The sequence below is a fragment of the Marmoricola sp. RAF53 genome (assembly GCF_052114005.1).
Taxonomy (GTDB): domain Bacteria; phylum Actinomycetota; class Actinomycetes; order Propionibacteriales; family Nocardioidaceae; genus Marmoricola.
Map to the genome: position 1 here is coordinate 235357 of NZ_JBFRDX010000002.1, position 24009 is coordinate 259365.

22 protein-coding genes and 1 riboswitch are annotated in these 24009 nt (G+C 73.0%); of the genes, 9 read left to right on the top strand and 13 right to left on the bottom strand.

Annotated features, from left to right (window positions below; translation table 11 throughout):
- Positions 1-106: 106 nt before the first annotated feature.
- The gene (locus AB4Y76_RS02775) at positions 107-1570 is read left to right on the top strand and encodes a PepSY-associated TM helix domain-containing protein (RefSeq protein ID WP_441921972.1); all 1464 of its coding nucleotides are present in this window, start codon (positions 107-109) and stop codon (positions 1568-1570) included.
- 129 nt (positions 1571-1699) lie between these two features.
- On the opposite strand, the gene AB4Y76_RS02780 is transcribed toward AB4Y76_RS02775, so the two are convergent.
- Both AB4Y76_RS02780 and AB4Y76_RS02785 read right to left on the bottom strand, forming a co-directional pair.
- Positions 1700-2515, bottom strand: a complete 816-nt coding sequence (locus tag AB4Y76_RS02780) for an SDR family oxidoreductase (RefSeq protein WP_441921973.1) — start codon at positions 2513-2515, stop codon at positions 1700-1702.
- A complete protein-coding gene (locus tag AB4Y76_RS02785) occupies positions 2512-3246 on the bottom strand; it encodes an SDR family NAD(P)-dependent oxidoreductase (RefSeq protein ID WP_441921974.1) in 735 nt (244 codons plus the stop codon). Before AB4Y76_RS02785 ends, AB4Y76_RS02780 begins: the two co-directional genes overlap by 4 nt.
- 91 nt (positions 3247-3337) lie before the next feature.
- Between AB4Y76_RS02785 and AB4Y76_RS02790 the strand changes: the two genes are divergently transcribed.
- From AB4Y76_RS02790 to AB4Y76_RS02815, 6 genes are read left to right on the top strand one after another with little or no spacing between them, the layout of a single operon-like run.
- Positions 3338-4702: a flavin-containing monooxygenase gene (locus AB4Y76_RS02790; protein WP_441921975.1), complete on the top strand. Its 1365-nt coding sequence runs from the start codon at positions 3338-3340 to the stop codon at positions 4700-4702.
- Complete coding sequence (locus tag AB4Y76_RS02795; protein WP_441921976.1) at positions 4699-5334, top strand: TetR/AcrR family transcriptional regulator; 636 nt, start codon at positions 4699-4701, stop codon at positions 5332-5334. Before AB4Y76_RS02790 ends, AB4Y76_RS02795 begins: the two co-directional genes overlap by 4 nt.
- On the top strand, positions 5331-6323 hold the full coding sequence (locus tag AB4Y76_RS02800) for an alpha/beta hydrolase (protein WP_441921977.1): 993 nt from the start codon (positions 5331-5333) through the stop codon (positions 6321-6323). The genes AB4Y76_RS02795 and AB4Y76_RS02800 overlap by 4 nt, the downstream gene beginning before the upstream one ends.
- The gene (gene fadD1 / locus AB4Y76_RS02805) at positions 6316-7920 is read left to right on the top strand and encodes a fatty-acid--CoA ligase FadD1 (RefSeq protein WP_441921978.1); all 1605 of its coding nucleotides are present in this window, start codon (positions 6316-6318) and stop codon (positions 7918-7920) included. The genes AB4Y76_RS02800 and fadD1 overlap by 8 nt, the downstream gene beginning before the upstream one ends.
- Positions 7917-8921, top strand: coding sequence for an NAD-dependent epimerase/dehydratase family protein (locus tag AB4Y76_RS02810; RefSeq protein WP_441921979.1), 1005 nt, complete (start codon positions 7917-7919; stop codon positions 8919-8921). The genes fadD1 and AB4Y76_RS02810 overlap by 4 nt, the downstream gene beginning before the upstream one ends.
- A complete protein-coding gene (locus tag AB4Y76_RS02815; protein ID WP_441921980.1) occupies positions 8921-9946 on the top strand; it encodes a TIGR03617 family F420-dependent LLM class oxidoreductase in 1026 nt (341 codons plus the stop codon). The genes AB4Y76_RS02810 and AB4Y76_RS02815 overlap by 1 nt, the downstream gene beginning before the upstream one ends.
- Positions 9947-9964: 18 nt before the next feature.
- Here the strand turns inward: AB4Y76_RS02815 and AB4Y76_RS02820 are convergent, their stop codons facing one another.
- The 4 genes from AB4Y76_RS02820 to AB4Y76_RS02835 all read right to left on the bottom strand — a co-directional run bounded on the left by AB4Y76_RS02820 (position 9965) and on the right by AB4Y76_RS02835 (position 15244).
- Positions 9965-12565, bottom strand: a complete 2601-nt coding sequence (locus tag AB4Y76_RS02820) for a DUF4153 domain-containing protein (RefSeq protein ID WP_441921981.1) — start codon at positions 12563-12565, stop codon at positions 9965-9967.
- A complete protein-coding gene (locus tag AB4Y76_RS02825; protein ID WP_441921982.1) occupies positions 12562-13260 on the bottom strand; it encodes a response regulator in 699 nt (232 codons plus the stop codon). The genes AB4Y76_RS02820 and AB4Y76_RS02825 overlap by 4 nt, the downstream gene beginning before the upstream one ends.
- Positions 13261-13337: 77 nt before the next feature.
- On the bottom strand, positions 13338-13907 hold the full coding sequence (locus AB4Y76_RS02830) for a suppressor of fused domain protein (RefSeq protein ID WP_441921983.1): 570 nt from the start codon (positions 13905-13907) through the stop codon (positions 13338-13340).
- Positions 13908-14005: 98 nt separating this feature from the next.
- Positions 14006-15244: a DUF222 domain-containing protein gene (locus tag AB4Y76_RS02835; RefSeq protein WP_441921984.1), complete on the bottom strand. Its 1239-nt coding sequence runs from the start codon at positions 15242-15244 to the stop codon at positions 14006-14008.
- Between the two features lie 257 nt (positions 15245-15501).
- On the opposite strand from AB4Y76_RS02835, the gene AB4Y76_RS02840 reads away from it, so the two are divergent.
- Positions 15502-15666 (top strand): hypothetical protein, encoded by a 165-nt coding sequence (locus tag AB4Y76_RS02840; RefSeq protein ID WP_441921985.1) that lies wholly within the window; start codon positions 15502-15504, stop codon positions 15664-15666.
- A gap of 9 nt (positions 15667-15675) precedes the next feature.
- Here AB4Y76_RS02840 and AB4Y76_RS02845 read toward each other — a convergent pair whose 3' ends face one another.
- The 3 genes from AB4Y76_RS02845 to AB4Y76_RS02855 are packed head-to-tail and all read right to left on the bottom strand — an operon-like array spanning position 15676 to position 19412.
- A complete protein-coding gene (locus tag AB4Y76_RS02845) occupies positions 15676-17187 on the bottom strand; it encodes an adenylate/guanylate cyclase domain-containing protein (RefSeq protein WP_441921986.1) in 1512 nt (503 codons plus the stop codon).
- Positions 17188-17228: 41 nt separating this feature from the next.
- On the bottom strand, positions 17229-17726 hold the full coding sequence (locus AB4Y76_RS02850) for an NUDIX hydrolase (protein ID WP_441921987.1): 498 nt from the start codon (positions 17724-17726) through the stop codon (positions 17229-17231).
- Positions 17727-17729: 3 nt separating this feature from the next.
- Positions 17730-19412: an acyl-CoA dehydrogenase family protein gene (locus tag AB4Y76_RS02855; protein WP_441921988.1), complete on the bottom strand. Its 1683-nt coding sequence runs from the start codon at positions 19410-19412 to the stop codon at positions 17730-17732.
- Between the two features lie 54 nt (positions 19413-19466).
- Between AB4Y76_RS02855 and AB4Y76_RS02860 the strand changes: the two genes are divergently transcribed.
- Positions 19467-20240 (top strand): PaaX domain-containing protein, C- domain protein, encoded by a 774-nt coding sequence (locus AB4Y76_RS02860; RefSeq protein WP_441921989.1) that lies wholly within the window; start codon positions 19467-19469, stop codon positions 20238-20240.
- Positions 20241-20305: 65 nt separating this feature from the next.
- Here the strand turns inward: AB4Y76_RS02860 and AB4Y76_RS02865 are convergent, their stop codons facing one another.
- The 4 genes from AB4Y76_RS02865 to AB4Y76_RS02880 are packed head-to-tail and all read right to left on the bottom strand — an operon-like array spanning position 20306 to position 23772.
- Positions 20306-22489 (bottom strand): heavy metal translocating P-type ATPase, encoded by a 2184-nt coding sequence (locus tag AB4Y76_RS02865; protein WP_441921990.1) that lies wholly within the window; start codon positions 22487-22489, stop codon positions 20306-20308.
- On the bottom strand, positions 22476-23273 hold the full coding sequence (locus AB4Y76_RS02870) for a hypothetical protein (RefSeq protein WP_441921991.1): 798 nt from the start codon (positions 23271-23273) through the stop codon (positions 22476-22478). The genes AB4Y76_RS02865 and AB4Y76_RS02870 overlap by 14 nt, the downstream gene beginning before the upstream one ends.
- Positions 23270-23476: a heavy-metal-associated domain-containing protein gene (locus tag AB4Y76_RS02875; RefSeq protein ID WP_441921992.1), complete on the bottom strand. Its 207-nt coding sequence runs from the start codon at positions 23474-23476 to the stop codon at positions 23270-23272. The genes AB4Y76_RS02870 and AB4Y76_RS02875 overlap by 4 nt, the downstream gene beginning before the upstream one ends.
- Positions 23473-23772: a metal-sensitive transcriptional regulator gene (locus AB4Y76_RS02880; protein WP_441921993.1), complete on the bottom strand. Its 300-nt coding sequence runs from the start codon at positions 23770-23772 to the stop codon at positions 23473-23475. The genes AB4Y76_RS02875 and AB4Y76_RS02880 overlap by 4 nt, the downstream gene beginning before the upstream one ends.
- Before the next feature lie 118 nt (positions 23773-23890).
- Positions 23891-24003: riboswitch (guanidine-I (ykkC/yxkD leader) on the top strand.
- The last annotated feature ends 6 nt before the right edge of the window (positions 24004-24009 follow it).

Below are 24009 nucleotides of genomic sequence, written 5' to 3' on the forward strand. Positions count from 1 at the left end.
GCCGCTGACGCCACCGGCGTCGGCCCCTCGAGAGACCCCTGCTGCGAGCACCCACCGCGCCGGCACCTGCCCGCGCGGACCTTCCACGTGCACGAGGAGTACCCGCATGTCCGCACCCGTTCTCGACCCACCGCGCAAGCCGCGCCAGGCCCCGGCCGGCCTGTTCCGCGCCTTCTGGCGGTGGCACTTCTACGCCAGCTTCGTCGTCGTCCCCGTCTTCGCACTGCTGGCGGTGACCGGCCTGGTCTACCTGTTCCGCTTCCAGCTCGAACCGCTGCTCCACGCCGACCAGATGCGCGCCGACCGTCCCGCCGGCCAGACCTACCAGCAGCCGCTCTCGGCCCAGCTCGCCGCGGTCGAGCAGGCCCATCCCGACGCCGAGATCGCCCTGGCCCGCGAGGGGCGCGGCCTCGAGGACAGCACGGCGTTCTCGATCACCCGGCCCGACGGGAGCACCACCGACGTCTTCGTCGACCCGTGGCGGGCCGAGGTGACCGGCTCGGTGAATCCCGACACCACGCTCAGCGGCTACGCGGTCCGGCTGCACGGCGACCTGATGGCCGGGCGCTGGGGCGACGGCCTGATCGAGGTCGCCGCCTGCTGGGCGATCGTGATGGCGCTGACCGGCTACGTGCTGTTCTTCACCGGCCGCAGGGCCCGGCTGCGCCCCAGAATCCGGTCCGGTGCGAGCCGCGCGAAGGGCGCGGCCCGGGGAGCAGCCCGGGGAGCAGCCCGGGGAGCAGCACTGCGGCACCGGCACGGCCTGATCGGCTCGGTCGTCGGTGTCGGCCTGCTGCTCATGGTCGTCACCGGCCTGCCGTGGACCGGCTTCTGGGGCGCGAAGGTGCAGAGCCTCGCGACCGAGCAGGGCTCCTCGCTCTGGTCGACCGACCCGGGAGCGGTCTCGGAACCGGGCTCGAAGCTGGACGAGTCGCTGCCGCACAGCCACGCCGTCGAGGTGCCCTGGGCCCAGGGCGACAGCCCGGTGCCGACGTCGGAACCCGGCGACCAACCCGGCGGAGTCACCTCGCAGGTCACGGCCGACACCGCGGTCGTGGCCGCCGAGCGCGCCGGCCTGAAGCACCCGATGAGCATCGTCCTTCCGGCCGAGGACCGCGGCGTCTACTCGGTGATGGGCGACGCTTTCGGTGACCCGACCGCCGAGCGGACCGTGCATGTCGACCGGTACTCCGGGCGGGTGCGGGCGTCGTACGGGTTCGACGAATACCCGCTGCCCGCGAAGGTCGTCTCGCAGGGCATCGGCGTCCACGAGGGCCGCAGCTTCGGGACGCTGAACTTCTGGGCATCCGCGCTCTTCTGCGTGCTGGTGCTCGTCCTCTGCGTCACCGGCCCGCTGATGTGGTGGCGCCGCCGGCCCGGTGGCTCCGGCTCGGTCGGCGCCCCGCGCGGCCGGCTCCCGGTGCGCACCACGTGGTGGCTCGGCGTCGGCCTGGTCGTGCTCGGCGTCCTGCTCCCGCTCTTCGGGATCACCCTGGCGGCGGTGCTGCTGCTCGACCAGCTGGTGCTGCGCCGGTTCGCGTCGACCCGGAGGTGGTTCGACGTCACCTGACCAGACCCGCTGACCCGGCGCAAACTGGCACGTTGAGCACGCTGACCCGGCGCAAAGTCGCGCGTTCAGCCCCGCGATGGCGCTGGTTTGCGCCTGGTCAGCGCACGCATGGCGCGGTTCTGCGCCGGGTCAGCGCGCTTGCTGCTGGGCCATCGCGCGCTGCTTCGCGACGAACTTCGTCGACTGGCTGCGCACGAAGCCGGGGGCGAGCCGCTGGAGGCGCCAGGCGAAGCGGGCCTGCACCGGCTCCATGACGACGGCCTCGTTCCCGGCGACGGCGGCGAGCGCGCACAGCGCGAGCGCCTCGGGCGTCACCGGCCGGCGGATGCCCTGCCCCTTGAGGTAGAAGTCGCGGCCGCGGACCCGGCCGATCTCGCCCTGCTCCAGCATCGGCGTCTCGACGGCCGCCGGGCACACCACGGTCACCCCGATCCCGTGCGCCGCCGCCTCCGAGCGCAGCGCGGCGGAGAGGCCGACGACCGCGTGCTTCGTCATCACGTACGACGTCAGCAGGCCGGCGGCCATCAGCCCGCCCATCGAGGCGGTGTTGACGATGTGCCCGCCGCCCTGCCGGATCATCTGCGGGTAGGCCGCCTGGACGCCGTGCACGACGCCGCGGATGTTGACGTCGATGATCGCGTCCCACTGCGCCCGCGTCAGGTCCTCGGTCTCGCCGATGAAGCAGATCCCGGCGTTGTTGAAGAGCAGGTCGAGGCGACCGTGCTCGGCGACCGCCCGGTCGACCAGCGCCTGGACCGCGTCCGCGTCGGTGACGTCGAGGACGACGCCGTCCGGTCCCGGGTGGAGGTCCGCGGCGTACACGGTGGCGCCGTCGCCGCGGAGCGCGCTGACCAGCGCGGCGCCGATTCCGGAGCCGCCGCCGGTGACGACCGCGACCCGCCCCGCGAAGAAGCCCGGCGGCGGGGCCTTGCGCGCGGCCCTCACCCGAAGGCCTTCATCACGAGTCCGTGCAGGTCGGGGTAGCGCTGCAGGTGCGCCCCGCCGTTGACGTCGACGTTCTCGCCGGTGATCCAGCGGGCGTCGTCGGAGAGCAGGAACCGGAGCAGCGCGGCGATCTCCTCGGGCTCGCCGGAGCGGCCGAGCGGGGTGTTCTCCAGATAGCTGTCGCGGACGCCCGGGATGTCCATCGCCGGTGCGGTCAGCGGGGTCACGACGAGGCCGGGCGAGACCGCGTTGACGCGGACGCCGCGGTGGCCGAGCTCGAGCGCGGTCACCTGGGTGAGCATCACCAGGCCGGCCTTGGCCGAGCAGTAGGCGGCCATCCCGGTGCCGGGCTGACGGGCGTTGAGGGAGGACAGCGAGATCATCACGCCACCGTCGGCGATCCGGGATCCGGCGTGCTTGAGCACGAGGAAGGCCCCGGTCAGGCAGACGTCGATCACGCGGCGGAACTCGGCGGCGTCGTGGTCGACGACCAGGCCGAGCGTGCTCACCCCGGCGCAGTTGACGACGCCGGTGAACGCGCCGTGCCGGGCCAGCACCTCGTCGAAGAGCGCGGCCACCGAGGCCTCGTCGGCGACGTCGACGCGCACGCCGTGATCCGGCGGCGCGAGGTCGGCGACGACCACCGTGTGGCCGTGCTTCTCGAGGTCCTGCGCCGTCGCCAGCCCGATGCCCGAGGCACCACCGATGACGACCGTGACGGGTGAGCTCATCAGGTCTCCTGACACTTGTCGGTTGTTATTGACACGTGTCAACCTACTGCCTAGTGTGGCCCGCGTCACCCCCCATTTCTCCGGAGGACCCGTGCCCACCCACTCCCGCACCCGCCGCCCGACCACCGCGATCATCGGCGCCGGCATCAGCGGCCTGACGACCGGCAAGATGCTCTCGGACTACGGCGTCCCCTACACCTGCTTCGAGTCCTCGGACCGGATCGGCGGCAACTGGGCCTTCGGCAACCCGAACGGGCACAGCAGCGCCTACCGCTCGCTGCACATCGACACCTCCAAGGAGCGGCTCTCGTTCCGGGACTTCCCGATGCCGGACCACTACCCGGACTTCCCGCACCACACCCAGATCAAGGACTACCTGGAGTCCTACGCCGAGGCCTTCGACCTCAAGGCCAACATCGAGTTCCGCAACGGCGTCCAGCACGCCCGCCGGCTCGACGGCGAGGATCCCCGGGGCGGCTGGGAGATCCTCGACCAGGCCGGGGCGACCCGGCACTTCGACCACCTCGTCGTCGCCAACGGCCACCACTGGGACCCGCGGTTCGCCGAGTTCCCCGGAGAGTTCAGCGGCGTCTCGATCCACTCCCACCACTACATCGACCCGCGCACGCCGCTGGAGTTCTTCGGCCAGCGGATCCTGGTCGTCGGCCTCGGCAACAGCGCCGCCGACATCGCCGTCGAGCTCTCCTCGAAGTCGCTGCAGACCAAGGTCTCGCTGTCGACCCGGTCCGGCGCCTGGATCGTGCCGAAGTACGTCTACGGCAAGCCGGCCGACACGATGTACCGGACGACGCCGTACCTGCCGCTGTCCTGGCAGCGCAAGGTGATGCAGCTGGCCCAGCCGATGAACGGCTCCAACGGCGCGCTGTACGGGCTCAAGGAGCCGAACCACAAGTTCTTCGAGGCGCACCCGACGCAGTCCGTCGAGCTGCCGCTGCGGCTCGGCTCGGGCGACGTGATCCCGAAGCCGAACATCAGCCGCCTCGACGGCAGCACCGTCCACTTCGAGGACGGCACCAGCGACGACTTCGACGTGATCGTCTACGCCACCGGCTACAACATCACCTTCCCGTTCTTCGACCGCGACTTCCTCAGCGCACCGGACAACCACCTGCCGCTGTACAAGCGGATGTACAAGCCGGGCATCGAGGACCTGACCTTCGTCGGCTTCGCGCAGGCCACCCCGACGCTGTTCCCGTTCGTGGAGAGCCAGGCCCGGCTGGTGGCGGCCCACCTCGTCGGCGAGTACGCGCTGCCCGACGTCGCCGAGATGGAGCGGGTGATCCGCAGCGACGAGGAGAAGTACATCGGCCACGTGCTGAAGACCGCCCGGCACACCCAGCAGGTCGACTACTTCATCTACGAGCACGACATCCGCGCCCGCGAGATCCCGGCCGGACGCGCGCGGGCGCACGCCGGGGCGGGAGCCCCCCGGTGACCGACGACCCGAGCGCCTGGAACCGGCTGGTCGACCGCCGCGGCTCCAGCCGCGGCGACGCCCGCCGCGACGCGCTGCTCGAGGCGTTCGACCAGCTGCTCCGCGAGCAGACCCTGGAGGAGGTGAACGTCGCCGACATCTCCGGCCGCGCCGGGGTGACCCGCTCCGCGTTCTACTTCTACTTCGAGAACAAGGCCGTCGCCGTGCTCGCCCTGATGCAGGGCCTGTACGACGCCGCCGCGGACGCCAACGAGCTGCTGGTCAAGGCCGAGGGCGACGCCGAGGACCGGATCCGCGCCGCGATCACGATGCTCTTCGACTCCGTCGACACCAGCCCGCACACCTACCGGGCCCTGCTGGAGGCGCGCGCGTCCAGCCCGAGCGTCCGGGAGATGTGGGACGCCGGCCGCGCCGACTTCGCCCACGTCATCGCCGGGATGATCGAGACCGAGCGCGTCGCCGGACGGGCCAGCGACGGCCCGGACGCCGACGCGCTCGCCACCGTCCTGCTCGACCTCAACGACAACGCCCTCGAACGGCACTCGCTCGGCACCGGACCGGTCCGCGAGCTGCACATCGAGTCCCTCACCTTCATCTGGCTGCGCACGATCTACGGCAGGAGCACGACATGACCCGGCAGACCCTCACCTTCGACTCCGCGGGTACCGCCTGCGAGGCCTGGCACTACGAGGCCGAGCACGACCGGCTCGCCACGGCGGCCGGCCGGCCCGTCGTGGTGATGGCGCACGGCCTCGCCGGCACCAAGGACTCCGGCCTGGAGCCGTTCGCCCGCGCCTTCGCCGCGGCCGGCCTGGACGTGCTGCTCTTCGACTACCGCGGCTTCGGCGGCAGCGCCGGTGAGCCCCGCCAGGTCGTGTCGCTGGAAGGTCAGCTCGCCGACTTCCGCGCCGCGATGAGCGCCGCGGCCGGTCTGCCCGGCGTGGACCGCTCCCGGCTGGTGCTCTGGGGCGTCTCGCTCGCCGGCGGGCACGTGCTGCGCGCCGCGGCCGACCGGCGCGACGTCGCCGCCGTGGTGGCCCTGGTCCCGATGGTCGACGGTCTGGCCGCGGCCCGGCACGCGACGGCGTCGCACTCCCCCGGCGAGCTGCTCAAGGCGACCGCGCTCGGCATCCGCGGCAAGGTCGGGTCCAAGGCCGGCCGGGCGCCGCTGATGATGCCGGTGGTCGCCCGCCCGGGCGAGGTCGGGGCGCTCACCCTGCCCGGGGCGCTGGAGGACTACCTCGCCATCGCCGGGCCGACCTGGCGCAACGAGGTGGCCGCCGACGTGACCCTGGAGCTCGGCACCCGCAAGCCCGCCGCCGCGGCCCGGCGGGTCACCGCGCCGCTGCTGGTGCAGATCGCCGACTTCGACGCCAGCGCCCCGCCGCACGCCGCCGCGAAGGCCGCGTTCCAGGGCAAGGCCGAGGTCCGGCACTACCCCTGCGACCACTTCGACGTGTTCCCGGGCAAGCCGTTCCACGAGGCCGCCGTGAAGCACGCGGTGTCCTTCCTCACCCGCCACCTCGCCGTCCCGGTGGTCGAGGAGGTTGCGCAGCAACCGTCTCGAAACCCCGCGGGCAGCAGCACCACCGACCAGGAGAGCGAGACCGTCGATGCCTGAGACCGTCCAGCAGTGGGTGCACGCCCTGGCCGAGAACGACGGGCCGGGGCTGCTCTTCGAGGACCAGTCCTGGACCTGGCGCGAGACCGTCGGCGACGCCGCCGCGCGGGCGCGGGTGCTGGCGGACTGGGCCGAGCCTGGCCGGCCGCTGCACGTCGGCGTGCTGCTCGAGAACACCCCGGAGATGGTCCGCGCGCTGCTCGCCGGCGCGATCGGCGCGCACGTCACCGTGGGCGTCAACGCGACCCGGCGGGGCGAGGCCCTGGCGGCCGACGTACGGCGGGCCGACTGCCAGGTGCTGCTCACCGACGCCGAGCACCTGCCGCTGCTGGCGGGGCTGGACCTCGGCGGCGCCCGGGTGGTCGACACCGACGGGCCGGAGTGGGCCGAGCTCACCGCGGCCGCGGACCGGAGCATCGGGGCCCTGCCCGGGGACCTGCCGGAGGTCGGCACGATGGACACCTTCATGCTGATCTTCACCTCGGGCACCAGCGGCGAGCCGAAGGCCGTCCAGGTCGCCAACTTCATGGTGGTGATGTCGGGCTCGGTGCTCGCCGAGAAGTACGAGCTCGGTGGCGACGACGTCTGCTACTGCGCGATGCCGCTGTTCCACTCGAACGCGATCATGGCCTCGCTCGGGCCGGCGCTGCACGCGGGCGCCGCGATCGCGCTGGTCCGCAAGTTCAGCGCCTCGTCGTTCCTCGGCGACGTCCGGCGCTTCGGCGCGACGTACATGAACTACGTCGGCAAGCCGCTGGCCTACATCCTGGCCACCCCCGAGCAGCCCGACGACGCCGAGAACCCGCTGCGGGTGGCCTTCGGCAACGAGGCCTCCGACCGCGACATCGAGCAGTTCGGGCGCCGCTTCGGCTGCACGGTCTGGGACGGGTTCGGGTCGACGGAGACGGCGATCATCATCACCCGCACCGAGGACACCCCGCTCGGCTCGATCGGGGTGCCCTTCGACGGCGTCGCCGTGTACGACCGCGAGACCCGCACCGAGTGCCCGCGCGCCACCTTCGACGAGCACGGCCGGGTCACCAACCTCGACGCCTGCGTCGGGGAGCTGGTGAACACCCAGGGGGCCGGCTTCTTCGCCGGCTACTACAAGGACGAGAAGGCGACCGCCGACCGGCTCGACGGCGGGATGTACTGGTCCGGGGACCTCGGCTACCGCGACGAGGCCGGGTTCGTCTACCTCGCCGGGCGCACCGACGACTGGCTGCGCGTGGACGGCGAGAACCTGGCCGCCGCGCCGGTCGAGGCGCTGCTGCTGCGGCACCCGGCGATCAGCCAGGCGGCCGTGTACGCCGTCCCGGACGAGAACGTCGGCGACCAGCTGATGGTCACCCTCGTCCTGCGCGACGACGCCCGGCTCGACCCGGCCGGCTTCGAGGAGTTCCTGGCGGCCCAGCCCGACCTCTCCCCCAAGGCGTGGCCGCGGTTCGTCCGGATCGCCGACGAGGTCCCGACCACGGCGACCAACAAGATCCTCAAGCGCACGCTGCGCAGCGAGGGCACCGGCGTGGCCGACCCGGTCTGGGAACGCGCCGAGCGCGGCCGCTCGTACGCGCTGCGGGCGGGGGCCGACGCATGAAGATCGCCGTCACCGGCGCCGCCGGCTTCCTCGGCTTGAACCTGGTCAACACCCTGCTCGCCGAGGGCCACGACGTGCTCGCGATCGACCGGGTCCCCGGCACCCCGCCCGCGGGCGCGCACGGCGACGGCCTGCTCCGCTGGGAGTCGGTCGACGTCCTGGACGAGGAGGCGATGACCCGGGCCCTGGACGGGATCGGGGTCGTGCACCACCTGGTCGCGGTGATCAGCCTGCGCCAGGAGGACCCGCTGGCCTGGCGGGTCAACGTCGACGGCGTCGGCGCGGTCGCCCGGGCGGCGCTGAGGGCCGGGGTCCGGCGGATGGTGAGCTGCGGGTCGCTCGCCTCCTTCCACTACGAGCGCCGCGGCACCGTGCACGAGGGTTCGCCGCGGTCCACCGCGAAGAACCTGCCGGTCTACCACCGGTCGAAGTACTACGGCGAGGTCGAGCTGCTCAAGGTCGTCGACGCCGGCCTCGACGCGCTCATCTGCAACCCGACCGGCATCTACGGGCCGGTCGACCACCCCGACCGGCTCTCCCGGTTGAACCAGAGCCTCCTCGACTCCGCCCGCGGCAAGATGCCCGCGGGAGTCTCCGGCGAGTTCGACATGGTCGACGTCCGCGACGTCGCCCGCGGCTTCCTGCTCGCCGCCGAGAAGGGCCGGACCGGGCACAACTACCTGCTCGGCGGTCACCGCTACGGCCTGATGCGGTCGATGCAGGACGCCGCGGAGCTCGCCGGGGCCACCGGCCCGCGGATCACCATCCCGGTCGGTCTGCTGGAGCGGGTCGCACCGCTGATCGACCCGGTCGCCCGCCGGTTCGGCTCGGAGTCCTTCGCCCCGGCCGCGCTGGAGAACGTGGCGATGAGCCCGGTCGTGGACCGGACCAAGGCCGGCGCCGAGCTCGGCTACGAGCCGCGCCCGGTGGAGGAGACGATCCGCGACCTGGTCACGTTCTTCGCCGCCGAGGACCTGCTGGAGAGGACGCCGACCCGCTGATGCTCCTCGACGTCCAGCTCGACGCCCGGCCCGACCAGGCCGCGACCCGTGCCGCCGAGCTCCTCGCCGCCGGGGTCGACGGCCTGTTCACCTTCGAGGGCCCGCACGACGTGTTCCTGCCGCTGATCGTGGCGGCCGGGGCCAGCGAGGTGTCGGAGACGGACCTGATGACCAACGTCGCGATCGCGCTGCCGCGCAGCCCGATGCACCTCGCGAACCTGGCCTACGACCTGCAGCTGCTCAGCAAGGGCCGGTTCCGGCTCGGCCTCGGCTCGCAGATCCGCCCGCACATCGAGAAGCGGTACGGCGCCGAGTGGAGCCGGCCGGCCGCCCGGATGCGGGAGACGGTGCTGGCGGTGAAGGCGATCCTGAACACCTGGCAGGACGGAACCCGGCTCGACTTCCGCGGCGAGTTCACCCAGCACACGCTGATGCCGCCCACGTTCGTGCCCGGCCCGAACCCGTACGGCGTCCCGCCGGTGCTGCTCGGCGCGCTCGGGCCGGTGATGACCCGGACCGCGGCCGAGGTGGCCGACGGCCTGCTGGTGATGCCCTTCCACAGCCACCGGCACTTCCGCGAACGCACCCTGCCGGCCGTCGAGGAGGGTCTCGCCCTCGCCGGACGCGGTCCCCTGGGGTCGCCGGGCTTCGACCTCTTCCCGCAGACGATCGTGGCGACGGGCACGACGCCGGCGGAGATCGAGGCGGCGTCGGTCGGCGTCCGCGGACTGCTCGCGTTCTACGGCTCGACGCCCGCCTACAAGCCGGTCCTCGACGTGGAGGGCTGGGGCGACCTGCAGCCGGAGCTGAACGCGCTGTCCAAGACCGGCGACATCATGACGATGATCGACAGGATCGACGACGACGTGCTCCGCACGCTGGCGGTCGTGGGCACCCCCGAGGAGTGCGCGGCCGAGATCCGGCGCCGGTTCGGCGACGTCGCGGAGCGAGTCTGCGCCTACTTCCCGGGCAGCACCCATCCCCCGGCCACGATCCGGGCCCTGGGCGACGCGCTGCGCGGCTGACCGGTCAGCCGGTGCGGGTCAGCCGGCCGCCGCCTCGCACGCGGCGCCGTACGGGTCCGGGTGCAGCCCTTGGGTCTCCAGGACGTCCGCGGCGCGGTGCCGGCCGAGGTTCCACTCGAGCCAGTCGTCGCTGCCGTTCGGGACCCGCAGGGCGCACTCGGCGAGGTCGTCGGGCAGCTTCGCGAGCTCGGCGGCCGCGTCGGCGGAGAGCCCCTGCAGGTAGTACAGGTCGACCTTGCCGGTCTCGGCGTACCGGCTGACGTTGTGCCGGGCGATGTAGGCGTCCGGGTTGACCGCCGCGAGCAGCAGCAGCGCGGTGGCGCCGCTGAGCAGGGCCGTGCGGGGCAGCCAGGCCGTCCGCAGCACGACGCCCGACGCCAGCACGCAGAGGACGAGGAAACCGAGCCAGCCCTCGAAGACGTCGACCAGCAGCCGGAGCCGGGTGAACCCGTACGCCTCCTGGTAGACGTGCATCCGGTAGAGCGCGGAGCCGACCACGACCAGCGTCAGCGCGCAGAGCAGACCCAGCGACCCGCGCAGCCAGGCGACGTCCGCGGCGGTCTCCCGCGGCGCCTTCCGCGCGGCCGCCCACACCACCAGCAGGGTGAGCGCGGTCGCCACGGTGAGCTGCCCGAAGCCCTGGTGCACGTACTCCGCGTAGGTGAGCCCGGTGGTCCGGGCGAGGTAGTCGTGGCCGCCGAACATCACGGTGAGCTGGGCGCCGAGGAAGACCAGGAAGACGGCGTCGATCAGCAGGACGGGGGCGAGCCACTCGTAGCGGTGCGCGACCGGGCGGGTCGCCACGGTCGCGGGCTCGACGTTCGGCGGGTTGAGCGCGAGGTAGGTGGCCGCGAGCACGGCTGCCCCGACCGCGACGGTGATGAAGCCGCGGAGCACGAACGTGTCGAGGCTGAGGTCGGGCAGGAGCGCGCCCGCCCACTGGGCGAAGAGCGCGTCGGCGGAGGCGAACAGCAGGCCGAAGACGACCAGGCCGAGGAGCGACCACGCGACGGTGCGGATCACCGCGGCGCTGTTCTGGTGGCCGGTGATCCCGCGCAGCGAGCGCCCCAGCCAGGGCAGTCCGCGGACCGCGGCGAGCGGCCAGGCGAGCGCGGCCAGCACGAACGAGGGCAGCGCGCGTCCGTGCGCCAGGGCGACCACGCAGACCAGCCCGCCGGCGAGGAGGCAGAGCGCCACGATCCACACCGCGTCCCGGAACAGGACCGTCGAGGCCAGCAGCGCGCAGAGCCCGGCGCAGGTCAGCGTGAACGGCGACCGCCGGTGGACGCTGAACCGGAGGATCGTGCCGCCGGCCGCCAGCAGCACCACGAACGTGCCCAGACCGAGGTAGTGGAACGGCAGCACCAGGGCGGCCAGCACGCCGACGGCGAGGGCGGCGAGGAACGGGCGCACGCTGGCGGCGAGCCCGCGCTCGGGCCAGAAGTCGCCGAACATCGGGTCGATCACCGGGGCCGCGGGCGGGGGCGCCGCCTGCTGCGGGTAACGAGGGGCGGGACTTGCTACGTCGGCCAAGGTCGGCTCCTGGGTCCTGGTGGGCAGGGGTGTCGTGGGGAGGGGTGTCGTGGGCAGCGGTGTGGTGGGCAGGCGAGCGGGTCGCTCCGGTGCGAGCGGAAGGTCGACGCGGACCCGGGCGCCGGTGCTGCCGGCCTCGGGGTCGACGAAGTGGATGGTGCCGCCGTGCAGGTCGGTGACCCAACGCGCGATGGCGAGGCCCAGGCCGGTGCCGCCCCCGCCCTCGGAGTCGGTCAGGGTCCCGAACCGCTCGAAGACGCGGTCGCGGTCCGCGGCCGGGATCCCCGGGCCCTGGTCGGAGACCTCCAGCCGCCAGCCGTCGCCGGAGCGCTGCGCATCGAGCCGGACCACCCCGCCCGCCGGGCTGTGCCGGGAGGCGTTGTCGAGCAGGTTCGCGACCAGCTGGTGCAGCCGCGCCTCGTCGGCGGCCACCGTCAGCTCCGGCGGTGCCACCCGGACGTCGTAGGTCACCTCCCGGCCGACCACCCGCGCCTCCGCCGTGGCCTGCTCGAGGAGTTCGCCGACGGGCACCTGCGTGGTGGACAGCGGGGCCTCGCCCGCGTCGACCCGCGCCAGGTCGAGCAGGTCGGAGGCGAGGGCGGACAACCGCTCGGCCTGGGCGAGCGCCGTCCCCAGCGTGACCGGGTCCGGCTCGGCGACGCCGTCGACGAGGTTCTCCAGCACCGCGCACAACGCGGCGAGCGGCGTACGGATCTCGTGGCTGACGTTGGCCACCAGCTCGCGGCGCTGCCGGTCCACCGCCGCCAGGTCCTCGGCCATCCGGTTGAACGCGCGGGCCAGGTCGCCCACCTCGTCGCTGGAGGTCGCGGTCACCCGGCCCGAGTAGTCGCCGCGGGCCATCCGCCGGGCGGCCGCGGTCATCTCCCGCAACGGCGAGGTCATCCCGACCGCGAGCAGCTGGGTCACCCCGAGGGCGAGCGCCACCGTGACCGGGACGCTCAGCCAGAACGGCACGCCGCCGCCGGCGCCGATCGCGGCGACCACCGAGGCCACCGTCACGCTGATCGCGACGAGGAGGCCGAGCTTCACCTTGACCGACGTCACCTGGTCCAGGACGCGGTTCACGAGGCGCGCACCTCTTCCAGGGCGTACCCGACGCCGTGGACGGTTCGGACCCGGTCTGCGCCGATCTTCGCGCGCAGCGCCTTGACGTGGGAGTCGACCGTCCGGGTGCCCGAGGCGCCCGGCCAGCCCCAGACCTCCGCGTAGAGGGTCTCCCGGCTGAGCACCGCGCCCGGGCTGGCCGCCAGGCAGAGCAGCAGGTCGAACTCGGTCGGGGTCAGGTGGACCTCGTCGCCGTCGACCCAGACCCGGCGCGACGCGGCGTCGAGCCGCAGGTCGCCGTACGTCTCGGGCGACCGGACGGCGAGCACGGCCGCCCGGTCGACGCGGCGCAGCAGAGCCGCGATCCGGGCCACCAGCTCGCGCATCCGGAACGGCTTGGTGAGGTAGTCGTCGGCGCCGACCCCGAGGCCGACGAGGATGTCGGTCTCGTCGTCGCGCGCGGTGAGCATCAGCACCGGGACCGGGCGGTCGGCCTGGATTCGGCGGCACACCTCGTGGCCGTCGTACCCGGGGAGCATCACGTCCAGCACCACCAGGTCCGGCGCCGCCTCTGCGAACGCCGTGACCGCACCCGGCCCGTCCCACGCCTGGACGACGTCGTACCCGGAGCCGCGGAGCCGGTCGGTGACGGCCTGGTTGATCACCGCGTCGTCCTCGACGACGAGGATCCGGCGGACGTCTGCTGTCTCGGGCATGCAGCGAGCCTAGGAGTCCGGCCGGGCAGGAAGCGGGGGCGACTCGTGAAGGTTCTGTGCAGGTGTGCGCCGAGCCGCTAGACGACGGGATCGCGCAGGGGGTCGTACGGATCCCAGTCCAGCTTCCAGAACGCTTCCAGTCCCTCGGCGCGGATGAACTCGCGCTCGCTCTGGTGGATCGGGTACATGCCGGCGATGTTGACGACCTGGCTCGGCGCCGCGCCCTCGGGTTCGCCGAGGACGTTGAGGTAGCCCTCCCGGTCGACGACCGACGGAGCGAATACGAGGAACGCCGACATCCGCGTTCCCGCGGTGATCGGCTCCCCTACGTCGATGGTGTCGCCGTAGCGGAAGGGACAGTCGCCCGCCAGCGTGCTCGCCAGGTGGCCGACCGCGAGACCCCACGCGACCTCGTCCGACTGCATGCTGATGCACAGCTCGGGCCGGCCGGTCCTCCACTCCGGATGGTCCGCCAAGGAGAGTCCGTAGGTGAACGCCGTGAGAAGTCCGGTCTCCGGGAGGTCGCGGTAGACGATCGTGGTCACGCTGGGTCCCGCATCGTGCGAACCGATCCGGAAGAACTCAGGTTCCACGCCGCCGCTGAGGTGATCGAGGTGCGCGAGATAGCGCTCGACCGAAGTCGCCATGGTCGGAGGTTAGCCGCCATGGCTGGGCGCGGACGGCAGCGTGCCACCAGGTGATCCGGGTGTGGGCACCGAGGGATCACCGAGACGACGGTCCCGTGTCACGTCCGTCGGCTGAAGCTGACCTTGCCGTTCGGGCCGGTCTTCATCTGGTAGCGGGCGTCGTGGGCGACGGTGTGGTGGCGGGGGCAGAGGAGCCTGCCGTGCTCGATGTCGGTCGGTCCGCCCCGGCTCCACGGGATGCCGTGGTGGGCGTGGCACATCCCCGGTGGCCAGTCGCAGCCCTCGGCGGTGCAGCCGCCGTCCCGCCGGCCCAGGACGATGCGCTGGGCCTCGGTGTGGAAGCGGGTCTTGCGGCCCAGGTCGAGGACCTGGGACTTCGACCCGAGGACGGCCGGGATGATCCCGGCCTCGCAGGCCAGCCTCCGGGCCTCGCCTGCGGTGATCCGGTCCCCGGTGTCCAGGGTCGCAACCGTGTCGGCGCCCAGGAGGGCGTCCATCGTCATCGTGACCACGACCGTGGCGGCGATGCCGCCTGCTTTCGGGGCGTCGCGGCGGGTCTCGACGTACTCGATGAACGCCTGGCCCAGGCGGATCGGACGGGCGACCTTCTCCCCGGCGGTGCCCTCGACCGCAGCTCGGTGCTTGGGGGCGGCCAGGGCTTCGAGGTGGCGGGCCAGCATCTGCCCGACCAGGACCGGGATCTTGAACCTGCCCACCATGGAGCCGTGGCCGTCGGGGTTCATCGTGAAGAGCGCCGTCTCCCGTGCCCGGCGCTCCTCGTCCTCCAACAGCTTGCGTTCGTGCTCTTCGGCGACCTCGGGGGCGACGACCTCCAGGATCCGGCGCCCCAGGAACCGCAGCTCTTTGGGGTCGTGGTGCTCGGCCAGCGCGACCAGATGTGCCTCGGCCTCGGCCTTCGCGCTAGGGAGCGCGTCGACCGCATCCAGGATCACCGCGGCCTGCTCGACCGACACCGCCCCGGCGCTCATCGCTTCCGCGGTCGCGGCGTGGGCGTCGTCGTCCAGACGACCGGCCAACTTCACGGCCCGCTGCGCGGCCGGCTTCGTCGTACGGGTCGCGTTGGCCCACCAGCCGGCCGTGTTCGCCGCCCCCAGCGGGTCGCCGACCTGGTGGCGGTCCGCCTCGGCCAGCAGGCGTAGTTCCAGAGCGTCCAGACGGCGCTTGGCGACTGCGAGCGCGGGGAGGAGACCGGTGAGGTCACCCGGCGTCAGCGACCAGGTCGGCGCGGTGCCGTGCTCGTCGATCAAGTCCCCCAGGGCAGAGACCAGCTGCGCCACCGGATGCGGCGGCGCAGAGGTCAGGGAGCCCGAGGTCATGAGTACAGATTAGGAACGAGCGCCGACATTCTCGGACCGGAATTCGCCTCGTCCACAGGGATGGTCGAGGTCCTCTGATCGTGCTCGATGGCGCCATGGGAACGACCATGCGTGCCGCAGGCTCCGGCACTCACCTCGCACTTGCTGGTGGGTTCGTCCGCCGGAGGACGGCGTCGGCTCACCGCGACCCGACCGAACTAGGACTGCCATGGATTCTCCGAGATCGGGTACCCGGCAAGGACGACAGGAGGCACGAGATGACGTCGAAGCGACAGGACACCGAAGGCATCGTCAAGGGCGGAAAGCTGGAGCCCGTGGCGGAGGGCGACCAGCTCCCGCCCGCAGGCCCGGAAACCGATGAGGAGTACGCCACGGCCGAAGGCGCCGACGGCGCGGAGACCCCGCGGCGCCCGATCCCGTAGCCGGAGGGCTCAGAGCGGGACCGCGAGCGTCGTCGTCTCGAGCCGCCCGCGGAGCAGGACCGGGTCCAGCAGCCGCCAGCGGTCGCGCTCGGCGACGTGCGCGCGGCCGAGGATGCGTTCGCTCGCCACGACCCGCTCGGGGCGTTGTTTGGCCTGCTCGGTGAGCCGGGCGGCCTCGTTCACGGGGTCGCCGATGACGGTGTACTCCAGCCGCTCGGTCGAGCCGATGTTGCCGGCGATCACCAGGCCGTGGGAGACGCCGATGCCGGCGTCCAGGTCGGGGACCTCGGCCCGGAGCCGGTCGGCCATCGTCCGCGCCGCGGCCAGCGCGGACGCGGCCGGGTCCGGCAGCTCCAGGGGCGCCCCGAAGATGCAGAGCGCGGCGTCGCCCTCGAACTTGTTCACCAGGCCGCCGTGCTCGGAGACGACGGCGACGACCACCTCGAAGAACCGGTTCAGCGCCGCGACCACCTCCGCCGCCGGATGGGTCGCGGCGTACGACGTGCTGCCGATGACGTCGACGAACAGCGCGGCCGCCTCCCGCTCCTCCCCGCCGAGCGCCACCCCCTGCTGGAGCGCCAGCCGGGCGACGTCCTCGCCGACGTGGCGGCCGAAGAGGTCACGGAGCTGCTCGCGCTCGCGCAGCGCCACCACCATCGTGTTCAGGCCGTCCTGGAGCCGGCCGATCTCGCCCGGGTCGTCGACCGGGACGGCCACCGAGAGGTCACCGGCCTCGACCTCGCCCAGCGCCTCGGTGAGGAACCCGAGCGGCTCCCCCACCGACTTGGCGAAGAGCACGGTCGCGAACAGCCCGACGACCAGCGCTCCGAGGCCGACGACGAGGCCGCTCACCGCGAGCTGGTCGAGCGAGACCCCGGTCTCGCCGGCGAAGGCGACCATGAGGACCAGGCCGAGCACGGGGACGCCGCTGGTCAGCGTCCAGATGAAGACCGCCCGCTGCCCGACCCCGGCCGCTCCGCCGGCCCGCGGCGGCGACAGCGCCAGGACCCGGACGATCGCGGTCCGGAAGAGCCGCACGCACAGCAGGTACGACGTCGCGGCGGTCGCCAGGCCGCTGATGATCACGGCGGTCGCGAGCTGGACGGCGTAGGTCGTGCCGACGTCGAGGTTGGCCACGAAGAAGACCACGCAGGAGAGCGCCCACAGCGACACCTGCATCCAGAACAGCCACCACGGCAGCCCGAGGGTGAGCTCGCGCTCGGTCGCGTCCGGGGCGGTCCCGCGCACCGTCCAGTCCAGTGCCCGGTGCGCCCGCGGTGCGCCGACCACGCCGAGCACCACCCAGCTGAACACCACCAGGCCGAGCCCGAGCAGGACGTTGCCGCGGACGACGTCCGGGGTGGACACGTCCGCCGGGAACGGCAGCACCACCAGGTAGTCGACCATCAGGATGGCCGCCCCGATCAGGTTGGCCGCCCAGACGAGCAGGATCACCTGCCACGGGCGCACGCCTCGGACGTCGGGGCCGTGCATCCCGTGCAGGCCGTGCCGTGGGTGCATGCGCCGATGGTGGCGGGTGGGCCTGCGGGTTGGCAACGACCTCAGCTGCCGGTCTGGCGCGCCAGGTACTCGCTCAGGATCCGCGCGGTCGCACCCCAGACGAGGTGGCCGTCGACCGTGTAGGTGTCGGTGCGGACCGGGACCCCCTTGGCCCAGAGCCGCTCGTACCGGTGGCCGGCGACGAGGTCGGCGACCGGGAGCTCGAGCACCCGGGCGACCTCGCGCACGTGCGGCGTCCACACCTGACCGGCCGGGATCCGGCCGACGAACGGCGTGATCCGGAAGCCGCTGACGTAGGTGCCGAACGACGGCAGCTCGTCGACGACCTCGACCAGCTCACGGGAGAGCCCGATCTCCTCCTCGGCCTCGCGGAGCGCGGTCGTGACCAGGTCCTCGCCGGGGTCGCGGCGCCCGCCCGGGAACGAGATCTCGCCGGCGTGCTTGCGCAGGTCGGCGCTGCGCTCGGTGAGGACGAGGACCGGGCCGCGCTCGTCGACGTACACCGGCAGCAGCACGGCTGCCTCGACCTGCGCGGCCACGGGTCAGCAGCCCTCGGGGAGCGCCCGGTCCAGGATGGCGGTGACGTCGCTGCCGGCCGGGAGCGTCCCGAAGGCGAGGCCGCCACCGCCGTCGAGGCGGGTCGCGCAGAACGCGTCGGCGACCGCGGCCGGGGCGTGCCGGACCAGCAGCGAGCCCTGGAGCACCAGCGCCATCTGCTCGACCAGGGCGCGGGCCCGGAACTCGATCTCCTCGGGCTTCGCCAGCGCGGACCCGAGCCGGCCGACGGCGGCGTCGAGCCGGGCGTCGGCGCCGGCGGACAGCGCCAGCTCGCCCATCAGCGCGTCCAGCGAGCCCGGTTCCTTGCCGAGCGCGCGGAGCACGTCGAGGGCGTTGACGTTGCCGGAGCCCTCCCAGATCGAGTTCAGCGGCGCCTCCTTGTAGAGGCGCGGCATCCCGGACTCCTCGACGTAGCCGTTGCCGCCGAAGCACTCCATCGCCTCGGCGGTGAAGGCGGCGCCGCGCTTGGTCACCCAGTACTTGCCGACCGCGGTCGCGATCCGGCGGAAGGCCTGCTCGCCCTCGTCGCCGCGCAGCCCGCGGTCCGCGGCACCGGCCAGGCGCAGCGCCAGCGTGGTCGCGGCCTCGGACTCGACGGCGAGGTCGGCGACGACGTTGCGCATCAGCGGCTGGTCGATCAGGGTCTTGCCGAACGCGGCCCGGTGGCGCACGTGGTGGCCGGCCTCGACGAGCGCCTTGCGCATCATCCCGGCGGAGCCGGTCACGCAGTCGAGACGGGTGCAGCTGACCATCTCGATGATCGTCTTGACGCCGCGGCCCTCCTCGCCGACCAGCCAGGCGACGGTGCCGTCGAACTCCGGCTCGGAGGAGGCGTTGGAGCGGTTGCCGAGCTTGTCCTTGAGCCGGACGATCCGGAAGGTGTTCCGGGTGCCGTCGGGCAGGATCCGCGGGACCAGGAAGCAGGACAGGCCGCCGGGCGCCTGGGCCAGGACCAGGAACAGGTCGCACATCGGCGCCGAGGTGAACCACTTGTGCCCGGTCAGCCTGTAGACGCCTGGCTCGGCGGACGGGACGGCGACGGTCGAGTTGGTGCGGACGTCGGAGCCGCCCTGCTTCTCGGTCATCCCCATGCCGGCGAGCAGGCCGCGCTTCTCGGTCGGCACCCGCAGCCCCGGGTCGTAGACGCGGCTGGTCAGGCCGGGCTCGTAGAGCGCGGCGAGGTCGGGCTGGTGGCGCAGCGCGGGGACGACCGCGTAGGTCATCGTGATCGGGCAGCCGTGACCGGCCTCGGTGTGCTGCCAGGCGAGGCCGCCGGCCGTGCGGGCGACGTGCGCTCCCGGACGCGGGTCGACCCAGGCGGCACCGGCGCCGCCCTCGGCGACCGAGGTGCGCATCAGCTGGTGCCAGGAGTCGTGGAACTCGACCTCGTCGATCCGGTTGCCGTAGCGGTCGACCGTGTGCAGCTCCGGCTCGAACCGGTTGGCTTCCTCGGCCCAGCGCTGCGCCTCCTCCGATCCGGCCAGGCGACCGAGCCGGCGGACGTCCGCCTCGGCCCAGCCGGCCCCCTCGCGGTGCAGGCCCTCGAGCAGCGCGGCGTCCGCGGAGGCGTCGTACGGCGCGTGCGGGGGCGGCTGGTTGGTGACCTCGTGGGTCGTGTAGCCCGTGGGGTGGTCCGGCGTCGTACGCGGGGTGAGGCTGGCGGTCATGCGACCAGTATTACAACTATCGTACGACTGTCGCAAGAGTGTAAGGTCGCTTCCGTGAAGGTCCGTCCCCTCAGCGCGCGCTCCGTCGTGCTCAGCCTGCTGCTCGGCGCACACCCGCCCGAGCTGCCGGTGAGCGCGCTCGTGGGCGCCGGCGAGCTCTTCGGCATCGCCGAGCCGACGCTGCGGGTGGCGCTGACCCGGATGGTCGCGAACGGCGACCTGGAGCGCGCCGACGGCAGCTACCGGCTGAGCGCCCGGCTCCTGGAGCGCCAGCGCCGCCAGGACCTCGCCCTCGACCCGCCGGTCCGCGCCTGGGACGGCACCTGGGAGATGGTCGTGGTCACCTCGGCCGGTCGCAGCGCGGCCGACCGGGCCGAGCTGCGCGGCACCCTGGCCGACCTGCGGCTGGCCGAGCTGCGCGAGGGCACCTGGCTGCGGCCCGCCAACCTCGACCGGTCGCTCCCGTCGTGGCCGCAGGACCTGATCAGCAGCTTCACCTGTACGCCGACGGAGGACGCCGTCGCGCTGGCAGGACGGCTCTGGCGGCTCGAGGAATGGAACCGCGTCGCCCGGGCGCTCCTCGACAACGTCGCCGGGACTGGGGTTGAGGCTGGGGCTGGGGCTGGGGCTGGGGCCGGGGCTGGGGCTGGGGCCGAGCGGCTCGCGGTGGCTGCGGCCGTCGTACGGCACCTGCGCACCGATCCCGCCCTCCCCACCGACCTCCTCCCGCGTGACTGGATCGCGCCCGCGCTGCGCGTCGCCTACGCGGCGTACCAGGCGGACCTCGTCGCCTCGGGCCTCCAGATCCGGGTCGACGCACCGTCCTGAGCCGGGCACACCTCCAGCCCGATTCCGTCAGAACAGCCCGATGCATCGGGCTGGAAGCGTCGGATTCACCCCTCCCCTTGGGAATCCGCGCGCCCCCGGAACGACCGGAGCCGCAGACTGTTCGTCACCACGAACACCGAGGAGAACGCCATCGCGGCACCGGCGAGCATCGGGTTGAGCAGACCGGCCGCGGCGACGGGGATCGCGGCGACGTTGTAGGCGAACGCCCAGAACAGGTTGCCCTTGATGATCGCCAGGGTCCGGCGGGAGAGCCGGATCGCGTCACCCGCGACCCGGAGGTCACCGCGGACCAGGGTGAGGTCGGCGGCCTCGATGGCGGCGTCGGTGCCGGTGCCCATCGCCAGGCCGAGGTCGGCCTGGGCGAGCGCGGCGGCGTCGTTGACGCCGTCGCCGACCATCGCGACCACCCGGCCCTCGCCCTGCAGCCGGCGGATCTCGGCGACCTTGTCCTCGGGGAGCACCTCGGCGACGACCTCCTCGATGCCGACCGCGGCGGCGACCGCACGGGCCACGTCCTCCTGGTCCCCGGTGAGCAGCACCGGGCGCAGGCCCAGGGCACGGAGCTCGGCGACCGCCGCCGCGGAGGTCGGCTTCACCTCGTCGGCGACCACGATGCTGCCCAGCAGGGCGTCGTCGCGGAGCACGTCGACCGTCGTCCCCCCGTACGCCGCCCGGCCGCGCCGCACCTCCACCCGGGCGCCCTCGACGGCGCCGGCCACCCCGACGCCGGCCGTCGCGACGAAGTCGGTGACCGGCGGCAGCGGCCCGCGGCGGGCCGCCTCGTCGGCGATCGCCCGCGCGATCGGGTGCTCGGAGGCGTGCTCGACGGCTCCGGCCAGCCGGAGCAGCTCGTCGGCGTCGCCGGACCCGGCCGGGAGCACGTCGCGCACGGCCATCCGGCCGGTCGTGACGGTGCCGGTCTTGTCGAGGACGACGGTGTCGACCCGGCGGGTTGACTCGAGCACCTCGGGTCCCTTGATCAGGATGCCGAGCTGGGCCCCGCGGCCGGTGCCGACGAGCAGCGCCGTCGGCGTGGCCAGGCCGAGCGCGCAGGGGCAGGCGATGATCAGCACCGCGACGGCCGCGGTCACCGCGGCGCCACCGCCCTCGCCGGCGCCGAGCCAGAAGCCGAGGGTGGCCACCGCGATCGCGATCACGATCGGCACGAACACCCCGGAGATCCGGTCGGCGAGCCGCTGGACCTGGGCCTTGCCGTTCTGCGCCTCCTCGACCAGCTTCGCCATCTGGGCCAGCCGGGTGTCGGCGCCGACACCGGTCGCGCGCACGACCAGCCGGCCGCCGACGTTCACGCAGGCGCCGACGACGGCGTCACCGGGCGCCACCTCGACCGGGACGGACTCGCCGGTGAGCAGCGCCATGTCGATCGCCGAGGAGCCCTCGACGACCACGCCGTCGGTCGCGATCTTCTCCCCCGGGCGGACCACGAAGACGGTCCCGACCCGGAGGTCGGCGACGGGGACGCGCCGTTCCTGGCCGTCGAGGTCGCCGTCGGGCAGGACGGCGACGTCCTTGGCGCCGAGGTCGAGCAGCGCCCGCAGCGCCGCCCCGGCAGCGCGCTTGGACCGCGCCTCCAGGTAGCGGCCGAGCAGCAGGAAGGTGGTGACGCCCGCGGCCGCCTCCAGGTAGAGGTCGCCGCTGCCGTCGCCGCGCTCGATCGCGAACGAGAACGGGTGCGTCATCCCCGGGACGCCGGCCGTGCCCCAGAAGAGCGCGTAGACCGACCACCCGTACGCCGCGAGCACGCCCAGCGATACCAGCGTGTCCATCGTCGTGGTGCCGTGCCGCAGGTTCGTCCAGGCGGCCCGGTGGAACGGCCAGGCGCCCCAGACGACCACCGGCGAGGCCAGCGCGAAGCAGAGCCACTGCCAGTACTCGAACTGCCAGGCCGGCACCATCGAGAGCAGCACCACCGGGACCGACAGCGCGGCCGTGATGAGCAGCCGCTGCCGGAGCAGGTCGGCCTCGCTCGGAGCCGCGACGGCGGCCGCCTGCTCCGGCGGGACCGGCAGGCTGGCGCCGTACCCGGCCTGCTCGACGGTGGCGATCAGGTCGCCCGCGGTCAGCGTCTCGGGGAACTCCACCCGGGCCTTCTCGGTCGCGAAGTTCACGGTGGCCGTGACCCCGTCGAGCTTGTTCAGCTTGCGTTCGATCCGGTTCGCGCAGGAGGCGCAGGTCATCCCGGTGAGCTCGAGCTCAGTGGTCCCCATGGTCCATCCCCTCCCCGTGTCCGTCCGCCTTCGCGGCCTGGAGGGCGAAGTGCGCGGTCCGGACCTCGCCGCCGTGCCGGTAGTCCAGGTAGAGGTGGTAGCGACCGGCGGTCGGCGCGTCCACGTCGAACGCGACGACCGGTCCCGACGGGCCGTCGTGGGGGTGCGCGTGCTGGTACGCCCCGTCCTGCTCGCGGAGCACCACGAGGTGGCCGTAGGCGCCGAGGTAGGGCTGCAGGTCGGTGACGGGGACCCCGTCCTCCGAGATCCGGAAGCGCAGCTCGTTCTCGCCGCCGGCCTTCAGGTCGCCGAGCAGCGCGACCCGGTAGCCGTCCTCCTCGGACTCGGTGACCTCGCCGGTCGCCGGGAAGATCCCCCCGGCCGGCGGTGCGCCCGCGACGTCGATCCGTGTCGTCGCGACCGCCGGCTCCCGCCCCTTCTCCTGGAAGTCGGCGTAGAGGCGCCAGCGGCCGGGCTCGAGCGCGTCCTGGGTGAGCCAGTCGACGTCGCTGTCCTGGGGATACGGGTGCAGGTGGTGGTAGCGGCTGAAGTCCTCGCTGACGGCGATCAGGTGCAGCCGCTTCTCGTGCCGGACGACGAGGTCCTGCACCGGCTCGCCGCCGTCCTCCAGCGAGACGCGCAGCGTGCCCGTCCCGGGATCGGCATCCGCGCTCAGCACGTACGACGGCGGCTCCTCCGCCCAGATCCGGCCCACGTTGAACGCGGCCAGGAACAGCACGAACAGCCCTCCGACGAAGGCGGTGACCTTGACCTGGGTGCTCATGTCAGCCGGTAGCCGGCTTCCTCGACGGCGGCCCGGACGGCCTCGGCGCCGAGGGGCTCGGCGCTGGTCACGGTGACGGCGCCGGTCTCGAGGACCACATCGACCTGCTCGACACCGGCGATCTCGGAGATCTCCTCGGTGACCGAGGCGACGCAGTGGCCGCAGGTCATCCCGGAGACGACGAATTCCTGGACAGCGGTCATGACCTCACCAGCCTCGCGATCGCGTCGGACGCTTCCTTGATCTTCACCTCGGCCTCGGGACCGCCGGCCCGGGCGGCCTCGACCACGCAGTGGCCGAGGTGCTCGTCGAGCAGGCTCAGCGAGACCGCCTGGAGGGCCTTCGTCATCGCGGAGACCTGGGTCAGGATGTCGATGCAGTACTGCTCCTCCTCGACCATCCGCTGGAGCCCGCGCGCCTGGCCCTCGATGCGGCGCAGCCGCTTGAGGTAGTCGTCCTTGGACTTGTTGGCGATGTACGAATGCCGGTGCTCGCTCATGTCTCGATACTATACCCCCCTTGGGTATTTCTGTGAAGGGTCTTTAACAGAGCCGTTACAGAACGACCCCTCCCCCGCAACACCGCGACGGTCTAGTGGTCCTCGACCCGCTGCAGAGGCGGGGCGCCCCTAGGGTTCCGCTTCCCGCGAGGGAAGGACTGGTCCGAGAGGGGAGGCGGAGCCCACGAAGGCGTGGGCCCCGTTCCACGGCGGGACAAAAGCCCGGGAGGCCGACTG

Coding starts and splice junctions, on each gene's coding strand:
- AB4Y76_RS02775 (WP_441921972.1), top strand. CDS start 107: ATGTCCGCACCCGTTCTCGACCCACCGCGCAAGCCGCGCCAGGCCCCG.
- AB4Y76_RS02785 (WP_441921974.1), bottom strand. CDS start 3,246: ATGAGCTCACCCGTCACGGTCGTCATCGGTGGTGCCTCGGGCATCGGG.
- AB4Y76_RS02800 (WP_441921977.1), top strand. CDS start 5,331: ATGACCCGGCAGACCCTCACCTTCGACTCCGCGGGTACCGCCTGCGAG.
- fadD1 (WP_441921978.1), top strand. CDS start 6,316: ATGCCTGAGACCGTCCAGCAGTGGGTGCACGCCCTGGCCGAGAACGAC.
- AB4Y76_RS02810 (WP_441921979.1), top strand. CDS start 7,917: ATGAAGATCGCCGTCACCGGCGCCGCCGGCTTCCTCGGCTTGAACCTG.
- AB4Y76_RS02815 (WP_441921980.1), top strand. CDS start 8,921: ATGCTCCTCGACGTCCAGCTCGACGCCCGGCCCGACCAGGCCGCGACC.
- AB4Y76_RS02825 (WP_441921982.1), bottom strand. CDS start 13,260: ATGCCCGAGACAGCAGACGTCCGCCGGATCCTCGTCGTCGAGGACGAC.
- AB4Y76_RS02830 (WP_441921983.1), bottom strand. CDS start 13,907: ATGGCGACTTCGGTCGAGCGCTATCTCGCGCACCTCGATCACCTCAGC.
- AB4Y76_RS02835 (WP_441921984.1), bottom strand. CDS start 15,244: ATGACCTCGGGCTCCCTGACCTCTGCGCCGCCGCATCCGGTGGCGCAG.
- AB4Y76_RS02840 (WP_441921985.1), top strand. CDS start 15,502: ATGACGTCGAAGCGACAGGACACCGAAGGCATCGTCAAGGGCGGAAAG.
- AB4Y76_RS02845 (WP_441921986.1), bottom strand. CDS start 17,187: ATGCACCCACGGCACGGCCTGCACGGGATGCACGGCCCCGACGTCCGA.
- AB4Y76_RS02855 (WP_441921988.1), bottom strand. CDS start 19,412: ATGACCGCCAGCCTCACCCCGCGTACGACGCCGGACCACCCCACGGGC.
- AB4Y76_RS02865 (WP_441921990.1), bottom strand. CDS start 22,489: ATGGGGACCACTGAGCTCGAGCTCACCGGGATGACCTGCGCCTCCTGC.
- AB4Y76_RS02870 (WP_441921991.1), bottom strand. CDS start 23,273: ATGAGCACCCAGGTCAAGGTCACCGCCTTCGTCGGAGGGCTGTTCGTG.
- AB4Y76_RS02875 (WP_441921992.1), bottom strand. CDS start 23,476: ATGACCGCTGTCCAGGAATTCGTCGTCTCCGGGATGACCTGCGGCCAC.
- AB4Y76_RS02880 (WP_441921993.1), bottom strand. CDS start 23,772: ATGAGCGAGCACCGGCATTCGTACATCGCCAACAAGTCCAAGGACGAC.